General features: G+C 71.2%; 13 protein-coding genes and 1 pseudogene. 5 read left to right on the forward strand and 9 right to left on the reverse strand.

What is annotated here, in order from left to right:
* Positions 1-227: 227 nt before the first annotated feature.
* From AB0947_RS10605 to AB0947_RS10620, 4 genes are all read right to left on the reverse strand, one after another.
* Entirely contained in the window at positions 228-632 is a 405-nt protein-coding gene (locus tag AB0947_RS10605) for a PPOX class F420-dependent oxidoreductase (protein WP_366749926.1), read from the reverse strand.
* 56 nt (positions 633-688) lie between these two features.
* Entirely contained in the window at positions 689-1,186 is a 498-nt protein-coding gene (gene ispF / locus AB0947_RS10610; protein ID WP_366749928.1) for a 2-C-methyl-D-erythritol 2,4-cyclodiphosphate synthase, read from the reverse strand.
* Entirely contained in the window at positions 1,176-1,928 is a 753-nt protein-coding gene (gene ispD / locus AB0947_RS10615; protein ID WP_366749929.1) for a 2-C-methyl-D-erythritol 4-phosphate cytidylyltransferase, read from the reverse strand. Before ispD ends, ispF begins: the two co-directional genes overlap by 11 nt.
* Positions 1,929-2,266: 338 nt before the next feature.
* Complete coding sequence (locus AB0947_RS10620; protein WP_003953493.1) at positions 2,267-2,749, reverse strand: CarD family transcriptional regulator; 483 nt, start codon at positions 2,747-2,749, stop codon at positions 2,267-2,269.
* A gap of 626 nt (positions 2,750-3,375) precedes the next feature.
* On the opposite strand from AB0947_RS10620, the gene AB0947_RS10625 reads away from it, so the two are divergent.
* Positions 3,376-4,059, forward strand: coding sequence for a DUF461 domain-containing protein (locus AB0947_RS10625; RefSeq protein ID WP_366749930.1), 684 nt, complete (start codon positions 3,376-3,378; stop codon positions 4,057-4,059).
* An 88-nt stretch (positions 4,060-4,147) separates the two neighbouring features.
* On the opposite strand, the gene AB0947_RS10630 is transcribed toward AB0947_RS10625, so the two are convergent.
* Positions 4,148-4,828: a response regulator transcription factor gene (locus AB0947_RS10630; RefSeq protein ID WP_014673455.1), complete on the reverse strand. Its 681-nt coding sequence runs from the start codon at positions 4,826-4,828 to the stop codon at positions 4,148-4,150.
* The gene (locus AB0947_RS10635; RefSeq protein WP_366749931.1) at positions 4,825-6,126 is read right to left on the reverse strand and encodes an ATP-binding protein; all 1,302 of its coding nucleotides are present in this window, start codon (positions 6,124-6,126) and stop codon (positions 4,825-4,827) included. The genes AB0947_RS10630 and AB0947_RS10635 overlap by 4 nt, the downstream gene beginning before the upstream one ends.
* Positions 6,127-6,306: 180 nt before the next feature.
* On the opposite strand from AB0947_RS10635, the gene phoU reads away from it, so the two are divergent.
* The 3 genes from phoU (at position 6,307) to AB0947_RS10650 (ending at position 7,654) form a co-directional block, all read left to right on the forward strand.
* Positions 6,307-6,996, forward strand: coding sequence for a phosphate signaling complex protein PhoU (gene phoU / locus AB0947_RS10640; protein WP_366749932.1), 690 nt, complete (start codon positions 6,307-6,309; stop codon positions 6,994-6,996).
* A gap of 116 nt (positions 6,997-7,112) precedes the next feature.
* Positions 7,113-7,268: a hypothetical protein gene (locus tag AB0947_RS10645; RefSeq protein WP_014673458.1), complete on the forward strand. Its 156-nt coding sequence runs from the start codon at positions 7,113-7,115 to the stop codon at positions 7,266-7,268.
* Between the two features lie 137 nt (positions 7,269-7,405).
* Entirely contained in the window at positions 7,406-7,654 is a 249-nt protein-coding gene (locus AB0947_RS10650) for an SCO4226 family nickel-binding protein (protein WP_366749933.1), read from the forward strand.
* A 453-nt stretch (positions 7,655-8,107) separates the two neighbouring features.
* Here the strand turns inward: AB0947_RS10650 and AB0947_RS10655 are convergent, their stop codons facing one another.
* Positions 8,108-9,373 carry an MFS transporter gene (locus AB0947_RS10655; RefSeq protein ID WP_366749934.1) on the reverse strand — a complete coding sequence of 422 codons (1,266 nt, stop codon included), beginning with the start codon at positions 9,371-9,373 and terminating at the stop codon, positions 8,108-8,110.
* 198 nt (positions 9,374-9,571) lie between these two features.
* On the opposite strand from AB0947_RS10655, the gene AB0947_RS10660 reads away from it, so the two are divergent.
* Positions 9,572-10,333: a phosphoglyceromutase gene (locus AB0947_RS10660; RefSeq protein WP_014673463.1), complete on the forward strand. Its 762-nt coding sequence runs from the start codon at positions 9,572-9,574 to the stop codon at positions 10,331-10,333.
* A 133-nt stretch (positions 10,334-10,466) separates the two neighbouring features.
* Here the strand turns inward: AB0947_RS10660 and AB0947_RS10665 are convergent.
* Positions 10,467-10,904, reverse strand: a pseudogene (locus AB0947_RS10665) (flavoprotein); the annotation flags it as partial.
* A gap of 583 nt (positions 10,905-11,487) precedes the next feature.
* A complete protein-coding gene (locus AB0947_RS10670; protein ID WP_366749935.1) occupies positions 11,488-11,814 on the reverse strand; it encodes a hypothetical protein in 327 nt (108 codons plus the stop codon).
* Positions 11,815-12,260 lie beyond the last annotated feature (446 nt).

Genomic DNA, 12,260 nt, shown 5'->3' on the forward strand with positions numbered 1-12,260 from the left:
CGCCCGACGACCTCCCGCAACCGGACCCGTACAACCACCCGTCCGGCGTCCTCGCCCGAGGCCGGGCCACCGCACCCGACAACGGGCTCCGCCCACGGGCGGCGCAGTCACCACCGGCGACCCCGCCGCCCCACGACCCTGCGCGCGGCACAGTGCCACCGGCCAGCGCGCCGCCTCACGACACGCGCGCGGGCGGCGCGGTCCTCACCGGCCGGCCGCGGCCACCGTCACAACCGCCCGACGACCTTCCGCGGCCGGATCCGTACGACCACCCGCTCGGCGTCCTGGCCCGAGGCCGGGTTGAAGTCCGCGTAGTCCTTGCCGGTGTACTTGCGGCTGAGTTCGTCGATGAGTTCCTGGCCGCCCTCGGTCGTGGTCTCGGCGGTGCCGCGGATCTCGGCGTACTCGTACGGCTCGTCGGGGTTCACGACGACGACCGTCACCCGGGGCTCGCGCTCCAGGTTGTCGTACTTGCGGCGGTCGACCGTCGTGGAGACCAGGAGGTCGTCGCCGTCGCGCTTCACCCAGACCGGGGACATCTGCGGGCTCCCGTCGGGCTGGACGGTGCCGAGGACGACGAACACCTTGCCGTCGAGCACGGACTTCAGGCGGTCGGACAGTACGGCGGACATGGGCACCCTCCGGAGTACACGATCACTGGTGGTCGTGTGGGTACCCTGCCACGCCGTCAGCTCACGCGCACCACGAGTGCCGTGGCCACCGCCATCAGTCCCTCCCCGCGCCCCGGGAAGCCGAGCCCGTCCGTCGTGGCGCCGGAGACCGACACGGGCGCGCCGGCCGCCTCGGAGAGGATCTTCTGCGCCTCGTCGCGCCGCTTGCCGATCTTCGGGCGGGGGCCGATCACCTGGACGGCGACGTTACCGACGGTGAAGCCCGCCGCGCGCACGATCCGGGCGGCCTCGGTGAGCAGGGTGACCCCGGACGCGCCGGACCACTCGGGGCGTCCGGTGCCGAAGTGCTGCCCCAGGTCACCGAGCCCGGCGGCGGAGAAGAGGGCGTTGCAGGCCGCGTGGGCGACGACGTCGGCGTCGGAGTGGCCGGCCAGGCCGGGCCCCTCCCCCTCCCACTTCAGGCCCGCGCACCACAGCTCGCGGCCCTCTTCGAAGGCGTGGATGTCGGTGCCGATGCCGACCTGGGGAAGCACGAAGCCGGCCTCAGAAGCCATCGGTCAGCCTCCTGCGGGCCAGGACCGCCTCGGCGAGGATCAGGTCGAGGGGGCGGGTGACCTTGAAGGCCTCCTCGTGGCCGGGGACGGCCACGACCGGCAGCCCCAGCTGCTCCACCATGCTCGCGTCGTCGGTGACGTTCTCGGTGACGCTCTCGTGGGCGCGGACCAGGGTTTCCCGGTCGAAGCCCTGCGGGGTCTGGACGGCCCGCAGCCGGGCCCGCTCGGGGGTGGCGACGACCGGCTCCGGGTCGCCGGCCACGGCCGCGGGCGCGACCTCCTTGACCGTGTCGGCCAGCGGCAGCGCGGGCACCACGGCGGGGGCGCCGTCGCGTACGGCCTCGATCACCGCGTCGACGGTGTCGACCGGGACCAGCGGCCGGGCCGCGTCGTGGACGAGGACGATCCGGTAGTGCGGCGGCAGGGCGTCCAGGCCGATGCGGACCGACTCCTGGCGGGACTCGCCGCCGGGGACGACCTGGAAGTCCGTCCGCTCCGGCAGCGCGTGCGACTCGAGCAGGAACTTGACCTCGGCGGCGCCGTCCGGCGGGGCCACGACGATCACGAGGGAGACGTGGCGGGACGCGGCGAGGGCGCGGACCGCGTGGATGAGCATGGGTGTGCCGTTCAGCGCGCGGAGCGCCTTGGGGGCGCCCGGGCCGAGCCGTACGCCCCGGCCGGCGGCGGGAATCACGGCGGCGACGGGGGTCTGCGCGGGGGTGGGGCGCGATTCGTCAGACATCGGTTCCTGTCAGGTTTGTGTGCTCGACCTAGGTGGGTATGGCCTGAGGAGTGCCGGGCGCGACGCCTTGACCGGACCCTTTCCGTGACCCTGGTCGAGCCATCCGCCCGGGCCGGCACATCGAGTACCGGGGGATCGGGTGTCGACCGGTGATCGATTATCGGGTGATCGCGTGCCGGGGGTCGGTCCGCCGGCTTCCGGGGCACCGGCTTCCCGGGAGCGCCCGCCGCGGGGACGCAACATGCCGCAGCGCCCGGCGACAGGATCAGTGTCATCGGGCACCGCGGCATTTCAGTGTGCTGAGCGTGCCGGAAGCGAAGGTTCGCTGCCGTTGCGCGTCAGGAGGCGAGCACCTCGTCGAGCAGGGCCTCGGCCTTGTCCTCGTTCGTGTTCTCCGCGAGAGCCAGTTCGCTCACCAGGATCTGGCGGGCCTTGGCGAGCATGCGTTTCTCACCGGCGGACAGTCCACGCTCGCGCTCGCGGCGCCACAGGTCACGTACGACTTCCGCGACCTTGATGACATCGCCGGAGGCGAGCTTCTCCAGGTTTGCCTTGTAGCGACGGGACCAGTTCGTGGGCTCCTCGGCGTACGGCGCGCGCAGCACCTCGAAGACCCGGTCCAGCCCGTCCTGACCGACCACATCACGCACGCCGACGAACTCCGCATTGTCCGCTGGCACACGCACCGTGAGGTCACCCTGGGCGACCTTCAGCACCAAGTAGGTCTTGTCCACGCCTTTGATCTGGCGAGTTTCGATGGCCTCGATCAGCGCGGCCCCGTGATGGGGATAGACCACGGTGTCGCCAACCTTGAACGTCATGTGACAGGTACCCCTTCCGTGGCTATCCAGGGTAACACGGATACGGCGTCTTCTGAATGGCGTTTTCGCAGGTCAGGGCATATCTCAGGGCTTGACAACAGCAACCGGAACGTGCTGCGGGGAGCCTCCGGAACCGGGTATTCGCAGGTCGGAGGGGCTCTCCGGGCGGGGCGAAACACCTACGCCACACGTCCCGGGAGACCGTCCCAAGTGGCGGAACATCCCGGTTTGTCCACCCTCAAGCATGCGACTTCCGCTACTCCGTTCGGTTGCCGTGGCCGGGTACGAGACGAATCCAGAATTGATCAACGACTGCCGGAGGGGTGCATGGTGATCAATTTCGGGGAGGTTCGCGCATTCCTTCACGGAAATTTCGCGGGCGTCGTTGTGAGGGCCCGAGAGGCGGTCGCCGTCGCGTTATGTGAATGGCAGACCAGCGGCTCCGCAATGCGGCCGCGGGGTCACGCGGGCCCCGCGGAGTACCCCCAGCCGGAGGGAAGCCCGCGGCCAGGGGGAGGGTCGGGTGCGACGGCGCGGGAACGGCTCGGTAGCCTGAAGCCGCTGACAGACACTTAGGGCGGCTTTACAAGGAAGGCCGCCCGCGCGTTCAAGGAGTTGCCGCCGCCGTGAGCAGCAGCCTTCGACGCGGCGCCCTCGCCGCCTCCGCCATCGTCTTCTCGATCGCCTCGCTCGCCGCCTGCGGCGCCGGAAACAACGCCCAGACCCTGGAGGTCAAGCCGGACAACGCGGCGGCCAGCGTGGGCGACATCAAGGTCCAGAACGCTCTGGTCATCACCCAGCCCGACCTCCAGTCGACGGGCCCCGCGGTGGTCTCCGCGACCGTGTTCAACTCCGGGAGCACCGACCAGACCCTCCAGTCGATCGCGCTGGACGGCAGCGGGACGTCCGCCGAGCTGAAGCCCGCCAAGGGCCAGAGCCTGACCGTTCCGGCGCACGGCTCGCTGATCCTCGGCGGCAAGGGCAACGCGTCCGCGACGCTGCCCAGCGGCCGTGAGGCCGTCCAGGACGGCAACGCCCAGAAGATCACCTTCACCTTCAGCAAGACCGGCAAGGTGAGCCTGCGCGCCTTCGTCGTCCCGGCCACCAGCTACTTCGACAAGTGGGGCCCGAGCCAGGTCCCGTCCGCCCCGGCCGGTGCCGGCGGCGCGACCGCCACCCCGTCCGGCAGCGCGAGCGCGTCCGGCACCGGCAAGCCGGCGAGCGGCCACGGGACGAGCCCGTCGGCCACCCCGTCCGGTGCGGCCGCCACCCCGCACGACTCGGCGTCGGCGTCGGCCGCCGGCCACTGACCAGCCGTACGCCGAAGGGCGGCACCCCCGCGGGGTGCCGCCCTTCGGCATGCGGACGAGCGCTCGCCCTGCTGGGAGCGCTCGCGGTCTACGGCTCGAACTTGTAGCCCAGGCCCCGCACCGTCACCAGGTACCGCGGCGCGCCCGGGTCCGGCTCGATCTTGGCGCGCAGGCGCTTGACGTGGACGTCGAGGGTCTTGGTGTCGCCCACGTAGTCGGCGCCCCAGACGCGGTCGATGAGCTGCATGCGGGTGAGCACACGGCCCGCGTTGCGCAGCAGCATCTCCAGGAGGTCGAACTCCTTGAGCGGCAGGTCGACCTTGGAGCCGCCGACGGTGACCACGTGCCGGTCGACGTCCATGCGGACCGGGCCCGCCTCCAGCGCGGCCGGGGTGACCTCCTCCGGCTCGCCGCGCCGGCGCAGCACCGCGCGGATGCGGGCGACCAGCTCGCGGGAGGAGAACGGCTTGGTGACGTAGTCGTCGGCTCCTATCTCGAGCCCGACGACCTTGTCGATCTCGCTGTCCTTGGCGGTCACCATGATCACGGGGACGTTGGAGCGGCCGCGCAGCTGGCGGCAGACCTCGGTGCCGGGCAGGCCCGGCAGCATCAGGTCGAGGAGGACCAGGTCGGCGCCGTTGCGCTCGAACTCGTCCAGGCCGTCAGGGCCGGTCGCCGCGACGGCGACCTCGAAGCCCTCCTTGCGGAGCATGTACGACAGGGCGTCGGAGAAGGACTCCTCGTCCTCGACGACGAGCACACGGGTCACGGAAGGACCTCCGGGGCGGGAAGCGATGCGTACGGGGGTGGATCGGTGGGTCCGGCCTCGTCGTCGAGGTCGGGGTGCTGCTGTGCGCGGTCGCGGGCCGCGCCCGCCTCCGGCAGCCTGAGGGTGAAGGTGGAGCCCTGGCCTTCGGCGCTCCAGACCGTGACCTCCCCGCCGTGCGAGGCGACCACGTGCTTGACGATGGCGAGACCCAGACCGGTGCCGCCGGTGGCCCGGGAGCGCGCCGGGTCGACGCGGTAGAACCGCTCGAAGATGCGCTCCTTGTCCTTGTCCGAGATGCCGATGCCCTGGTCGGTCACCGCCAGCTCGATCATGTCGCCGCCGGGCGCGCTGATCCGGCGTGCGGCGATGCCGACGCGGGTGCGGGCCGGGGAGTAGTTGACGGCGTTCTCGACCAGGTTGCCCAGGGCTGCGGCCAGCTGGCCGCGGTTGCCCCAGACGTGCAGGTCAGCCGTACCGTCCGCCCGTCGCCCGCCACCCTCCTGATCGGGTCCTTCGGGCACCCATACGTTCGAGGCCATCGTGATCTGCTTCGTGCCCGCCTGGTGGCGGCAGCGGTCCACGGCCTCGGCGACCAGCTCGTCCACCCGGACGGGCTCGGCGTCCTCCAGCGGGTCGTCGTTCTGCACCCGGGAGAGGTCGATCAGCTCCTGCACCAGGTTGGTCAGGCGGGTCGCCTCGATCTGCATCCGGCCGGCGAAGCGCTGCACCGCCTCCGGGTCGTCGGAGGCGTCCATCACCGCCTCGGAGAGCAGGGACAGGGCGCCGACGGGCGTCTTCAGCTCATGGCTGACGTTCGCCACGAAGTCACGGCGCACCGCCTCGATCCGGCGGGCCTCGGTCAGGTCCTCGACCAGCAGCAGGACCAGGCGGGAGCCGAGCGGGGCCACGCGCGCGGAGACGGCGAGGGCCTCGCCCCGTCCGGTGCCGCGCCGGGGCAGGTCCAGCTCGACCTGCCGTATCTCCCCGTCCCGTCTGGTGTCCCGGGCCATCTGGAGCATGGGCTCCACCGAGAGCTTGCCGCCGCGGACCAGCCCGAGGGCGTAGGCGGCGGAACTGGCCTTGACCACGGCGTCGGCCTCGTCGAGGACGACGGCGGAGGAGCGGAGCACGGACAGTACGGTGTCCACGCCGGGCGGGAGTACGGGATCAGTGTGCAAGGAAGTCCTGGTCGGTCGCTTCTGGTCGCGTTCGCTCCAGCGGAACGCCAGCACGGCGATGACACCGGTGAGCACCCCGGCGATCGCTGCCGCTGCGGCGACCGCCGCGTTCACGTCCATGCCCCCAGGTTAGGCATGGGGTACGACATGACCACAGCCGTCACCGTGCGACCTCGAACACTCGTCGCCCAGAGTTCACCTTGCAGCCAGTACCGGTTCATTTGGGATGGCGGAAACGGACGGGTGCGGGGCACAACGTGGGAGCGTGGGGACCAAGCACACCGATGAGAGGGAACCCTGATGCGGGACGCGTACCACGAGGAACTGGACTCGATCGGCGACGGACTGGTGGAGATGGCCCGGCTGGTCGGATCGGCGATCGGGCGCGCCACGACCGCCATCCTCGACTCCGACCTCAAGCTGGCCGAGAGCGTGATCGAGGCCGACAAGAAGGTCGACGAGCTCCAGCACGACCTGGAGGCCCGGGCGATAGCCCTGCTGGCCCGGCAGCAGCCGGTGGCGACGGACCTGCGGATCGTCGTCACGTCGCTGCGGATGTCCGCCGACCTGGAGCGCTCGGGCGACCTCGCCCAGCACGTGGCGAAGCTCGCGCGGCTGCGCTTCCCGAACCGGGCCGTTCCGTACGACCTGCACGCCACCATCCTGGAGATGGGCCAGCTCGCGCAGCGCCTGATGGCCAAGGCGGCCGAAGTGCTCGTGACCAAGGACGTCGACCTCGCCCTCCAGCTGGAGCAGGACGACGACGACATGGACCTGCTGCACCGCACGCTCTTCCAGCACCTGATCGACGAGCGCTGGAAGCACGGCATCGAGACGGCCGTGGACGTCACCCTGCTGGGCCGCTACTACGAGCGGTACGCCGACCACGCCGTGGCCGTCGCCAAGCGCGTGGTCTACCTGGTGACCGGCGAGCACGCGGACGAGTTGCAGGCGGACATCCAGCCGGTGACGGGCACCGAGGGGGTGTGACCCGGTCCGGGCCGGGAACGTCCGGGTCCGCGAACGCCTCCGTGCGCCGTTGATGCGCCCGGCGCGACGGGCATGAAATGGGCGAGGGCACCCTGCCCCAGGTCTAGGAGGGACCCATGGCCGAATCCCCCAGCACCACGCCCGACCCGACGCAGGAGCGCGAGACCGGGCAGCCCGCCGAGATCAGGACCCTTCCGCTGTTCGGCGCGTGCGGCTGCGGCTCCGGCTGCGGCTGCGGCTGCCAGTCGGGCAACCCCTGCCAGTGCGGCTGAACGGCGCGTCCGGGCCGGTGTGAGCGCGTCTCGCACCGGCCCCCGTCGTACGTCGTACCGGATGCCCCTCCCGCACCCCGGGCGCAGCATGGAAGGAGCGGGTGGGACGGCAGCCGGCAACAGGAGGTGGCGGGGCCATGGCGAAGTTCATCGACGTGCACCGCGGCATGGAGGGCATCACGGCCGACCAGCTGATGGAGGCGCACCGGGCCGACCTCGCCATCGAGGCGGACGAGTCCGTGCACTTCCAGCACGCCTGGGCGGACCCGGAGTCCGGCATCGTCTACTGCCTCTCCGAAGCGCCCTCGGCGGAAGCGGTCCAGCGCGTCCACGAGCGCGCCGGCCACCGGGCGGACGAGGTGCACCCGGTGACGCTGGAGGCGTGAGCGCGGGCGCGCCTTCGGCGTCGGCGGACGGACACCTCGCGCTTTCCTTGCGCGTCGGCGGACAGGCACCCGGCGCTTTCCTTGCGCGTCGACGGTCGGACACTCCGCGCTCTCCTTGCGCGGCGGCGGACAGGCACCCGGCGCTTTCCTTGCTCGTCGGCGGTCGGACACTCCGCGCTTTCCTTGCGCGTCGGCGGTCGGACACTCCGCGCTTTCCTTGCTCGTCGGCGGTCGGGCACCCGCTGCCTTCCGCTCGGCCGGCGGGCACCCGCTGCGTTCCGCGTCGGCCAGCGGATCTGCTGATCCGGGGTCACTGGCTGACCGTGCGGCCGGGCGGCCGGGCGGCCGGGCGGCCGGGCGGCCGGGCGGCCGGAGGCGTACGCGCGGGCCCGTAACCGGTCCGGGGCGTGCTCGGGGTCCGGGTCGTGCTCGGGGGCCGGGTCCGGGGCAGATCTAGGCCGTACCGACCTCGGCCGCGGTGTCGGCCGGTGCCGGGGCCGGGACCGGGGCCGGGGCCGGCCGCTCCGGGGGCAGGCGGCGCATGAGGACGCCGTAGCCGAGCCCGGCCGCCATCCCCACCACCGCGCACGTCCCCCACAGCCACCCGGCGCCGAGGTGGTCGATGACCACGCCCGACATCAGGGGCGCGACCAGGGCGGCGACGGACCAGGAGAGGGTGTACATGCCCTGGTAGCGCCCGCGGCCGTGGACCGGGGACAGGCGGACGACGAGGCCCGTCTGGGTCGGGGCGTTGACGATCTCGGCCAGCGTCCACACGCACACGGTGACCATGAAGACGCCGACCGAGCCGGCGAACGCGGTCAGCCCGAAGCCGTATCCCGCGAGCAGCGAGGAGGCGACCAGGAGGGTGCGCGGGTCGCGGTGCTCGATGAACCGGGTGACGGGGATCTGGAGGGCGACGATCAGGATGCCGTTGACGGCGATGGCGAGGCCGTAGTCGGCCGGGGAGAACCCGGCCCGGCCCATCGCCACCGGCAGTCCGACCGAGCCCTGCTGGAAGACCAGGGCGACGAGGAAGGACAGGCCGACGACGGCCATGTACCGCCCGTCCCGCAGCACCGTGCGCAGGCTGACGCTGTCCTGCGCCTGCTTGGCCGTGACCGCCGGCCGCGACTCCGGCACCCTGGCGAAGACGACGACCGCGCAGGCCAGGGTCATCCCGGCCTCGATCAGGAACCCGGCGAGATAACTGAACTCGGCGATGAACCCGGCGGCCATGGAGGAGACGGCGAAGCCCAGGTTGATCGCCCAGTAGTTGAGGGAGAACGCCCGCACCCGGTCCTCGGGGCGGACGATGTCGGCCATCATCGCCTGCACGGCCGGCCGGGAGGCGTTGGAGGCCATGCCGACGAGGAAGGCGACGGCGGCGATGGCGACCGGGTCGGTCATGAAGCCGAGCAGGGCGACCGAGGCGGCGGTGGCGGTCTGCGCGACGAGCAGCGTGGGCCGCCGGCCGAGCCGGTCGGCCATCACCCCGCCGCCCAGCGAGGAGACGACCCCGCCGAGCCCGTGCAGGGAGGCGACGAGACCGGCGTACGAGGCGGAGTAGCCACGGTCGAGCGTGAGGTACAGGGCCATGAACGTGGCCACGAACGCGCCCAGCCGGTTGACGAGGGTGCTGGTCCACAGCCACCAGAACTCCCTGGGGAGCCCGGAGACGGATTCGTGGACAGCGCGTCTCACACGGGCTGGTGACATCGAGGATCCCCCACGTGGGTAAGCAGCTCAGGCGGTGATCACAAATTACGAGTGGGGGCCTGGGGGACGCCAGTCAATTAGCGGTTCGCGTCAATCGGGCCACGAGCGGGCGGAGCGGGGTACGACGCCGCCCGGTCGGCCGGGCCCGGGCCCCCGTGCCCGACACGGCCCCCATCCCCCTTAGGTAGGCTCAAGGCCATGGCCGACGCACCGTACAAGCTGATCCTCCTCCGCCACGGCGAGAGCGAGTGGAACGCGAAGAACCTGTTCACCGGCTGGGTGGACGTGAACCTGAACGAGAAGGGCGAGAAGGAGGCGGTCCGCGGTGGCGAGCTCCTGAAGGACGCCGATCTCCTCCCCGACGTGGTCCACACGTCCCTCCAGAAGCGCGCGATCCGCACGGCCCAGCTGGCGCTGGAGGCCGCGGACCGCCACTGGATCCCGGTCCACCGCTCCTGGCGCCTGAACGAGCGCCACTACGGCGCCCTCCAGGGCAAGGACAAGGCGGCGACGCTGGCCGAGTTCGGCGAGGAGCAGTTCATGCTCTGGCGCCGCTCGTACGACACCCCGCCCCCGCCGCTGTCGGACGACTCGGAGTTCTCCCAGGCCCACGACGCGCGCTACGCGACGATCCCGCCGGAGCTGCGCCCGCGCACGGAGTGCCTGAAGGACGTCGTCTTCCGGATGCTCCCGTACTGGTACGACGCGATCGTCCCCGACCTGCTGACCGGCCGCACGGTCCTGATCGCCGCCCACGGCAACAGCCTGCGCGCCCTGGTCAAGCACCTGGACGGCATCTCCGACGCGGACATCGCGGGCCTGAACATCCCGACGGGCATCCCGCTCTACTACGAGCTGGACGCCGACTTCAAGCCGGTCACCCCCGGCGGCAAGTACCTGGACCCGGAGGCGGCGGCAGCTGCGATCGAGGCGGTCAAGAACCAGGGCAAGAAGAAGTAACCCTGTTCGATCAAGCCCCTTGCCTGCGGGTTTCTCGCGGGCAGGGGGCTTGCCCCTGTCCCCGGCCTGCCGTAGGGCCGCCCCCGGACCGCTCGGCCGCTCCGCCGGACGTGACGGCGCCGGCCCACTGCGGCTACCGCCCCGCGACGATCTCCTCGACCGCACCGAGGACCAGGTGCCACGGGTACTCACGCGGCTCGCCCTCCCCTGGCCGGTTCGGTACGAAGCCGCCCTCGCCGTACAGGACGCGTACACCCGTTTCGCGCAGTTCGGCGATGCTCCGCTCGAACTGCCGGTGCTGCGCGTAGGCCGCGTTCACGCACGGCATGGCGACCATCGGAATGCCCTTGCCGATGCCCTCGGCGACGACGCCGACGACGAAGTCACGCGTGATACCGAGCGCCCACGCGTTGACCGTGTTGAAGGTCGCGGGCGCCACCGCGATCACGTCCGCCTTCGGCCACGCGTCCGGCTCGCCCGGCAGCTTGTACGCGCTGCGCACGGGGTGCCCGGTGATCCGCTCCGACTCGGCCCTCCGCGGCTCCAGCCAGCGCGCCGCGGTCGGAGTCAGCCGATCACACGCGACCGCACCCGGGCGGTGAGAACGGAAGCGACGTACCCGTGGAGCTACGCGGGTACCGTTCCCTCGGGTGTTCAGAACGGAGGCTCCATGCCGTCTCGGGACGATGACCACACGGGCGCACTCATCAGGGAACAACACAGACTCGCCAGACTCACGCTGTGGCAGGTACTGGCCTCCGCTTATCGCACAGCGCACGACATCAGCGTCAAGCTCGGAGGTGAAGGAGCTGGCAGCGTGGCTGAGGTCGGTGGGGGGGCAGCGAGGCCTACGCGTGCGTGATCGCCCGACGCACCCGCCGTCGTGGCTGACTGTCGTCGGCTGAGGACCAGACGGGTCACATCGAAGGCGCCGGCCGTCAGGCGAGCGCGGCGAAGCTGGGCCGTCTCTGGGCCGTCCGAGGGCGCTCAACAGTGACCGGCAACGACCGACGACGACCACCACGTACGCAGGGACACCGCCTCTCACCAGCGAAGACCCAGCTCCCCAAGATCCCCGGCAAGACCCAGGGCAAGAAGAAGTAAGCATGACTTTGCGGCACGAGGGCCCGCACCGACCCCGGACGGGGGTCTTCTCAGTCCAGGTCCTCTTCCGGCCCCACGTGGCGCAGCGTCGTACGGTACTCGCCCGTGCTCACAAGATGGTCGATGACACGGACCATGGCAGGGATGCCCGGGTCACGGACGATCAGGCCATCCCAGACCCAGAAGTAGCTGCCGTCAAGGCACTCACCCGTGTCACGCCGGCGATCCATGTTCCGCCGCACCACATCCAAGGTGTACACCGTGCCAGACCAACGGTCGCCGTCGTCCAGGATCACCCACATGTCGACGTCGTCCACCTCCGCCAGGTCCTCACCTGCGCCGGGCACGAAGCAGATCTCGTAGTCGTCGCGTCGCACCCGGTAGAACGGGTCCTTCGGGCACTCGGATCAAGTGCGTCGATCGGATCGACGCAGCTGTGTGTCCAACTGGGTTCTGGTCCGCGTCTTGTGGTGTGGTGTCGGGTTGTCACGAGGTGGGGATGTGATGGTTCACCGCCGTGGTGACAGGCCATGGTGCCCGAGGCTTCGCAGTGGTCTCCCGAGGGGGATGGGGGGCAGGGCTGGACGTGCCGGGCCCGCGTTTGGGGGGGGGGAGTGCGTGGTCGTTGTGGTCGCTGCGGCCCCGGGCAGGGTGCCGGGGCCGCGGCGAGGGCTTGCGGCGACGGGTGTTACTGCTTGGCGGTGGGTTCCGTCTGCTGGTTGTAGATTTCCTGGCCCGCTGCGTTGTAGGCGTGGACGTAGGGGGCCGGGGAGGGGGAGTTCCCTTCGAGGCCGGAGATGGCCGCCGTGTAGACGAACGCGCC

The sequence above is a fragment of the Streptomyces sp. NPDC047841 genome (assembly GCF_040704085.1).
GTDB classification, from domain to species: domain Bacteria; phylum Actinomycetota; class Actinomycetes; order Streptomycetales; family Streptomycetaceae; genus Streptomyces; species Streptomyces argyrophylli.

What these genes read in the sequence shown, in the direction of transcription:
- phoU (WP_366749932.1), top strand. Translation starts at nt 6,307, where the DNA reads ATGCGGGACGCGTACCACGAGGAACTGGACTCGATCGGCGACGGACTG.
- AB0947_RS10660 (WP_014673463.1), top strand. Translation starts at nt 9,572, where the DNA reads ATGGCCGACGCACCGTACAAGCTGATCCTCCTCCGCCACGGCGAGAGC.
- AB0947_RS10645 (WP_014673458.1), top strand. Translation starts at nt 7,113, where the DNA reads ATGGCCGAATCCCCCAGCACCACGCCCGACCCGACGCAGGAGCGCGAG.
- AB0947_RS10650 (WP_366749933.1), top strand. Translation starts at nt 7,406, where the DNA reads ATGGCGAAGTTCATCGACGTGCACCGCGGCATGGAGGGCATCACGGCC.
- AB0947_RS10605 (WP_366749926.1), bottom strand. Translation starts at nt 632, where the DNA reads ATGTCCGCCGTACTGTCCGACCGCCTGAAGTCCGTGCTCGACGGCAAG.
- ispD (WP_366749929.1), bottom strand. Translation starts at nt 1,928, where the DNA reads ATGTCTGACGAATCGCGCCCCACCCCCGCGCAGACCCCCGTCGCCGCC.
- ispF (WP_366749928.1), bottom strand. Translation starts at nt 1,186, where the DNA reads ATGGCTTCTGAGGCCGGCTTCGTGCTTCCCCAGGTCGGCATCGGCACC.
- AB0947_RS10635 (WP_366749931.1), bottom strand. Translation starts at nt 6,126, where the DNA reads ATGGACGTGAACGCGGCGGTCGCCGCAGCGGCAGCGATCGCCGGGGTG.
- AB0947_RS10655 (WP_366749934.1), bottom strand. Translation starts at nt 9,373, where the DNA reads ATGTCACCAGCCCGTGTGAGACGCGCTGTCCACGAATCCGTCTCCGGG.
- AB0947_RS10620 (WP_003953493.1), bottom strand. Translation starts at nt 2,749, where the DNA reads ATGACGTTCAAGGTTGGCGACACCGTGGTCTATCCCCATCACGGGGCC.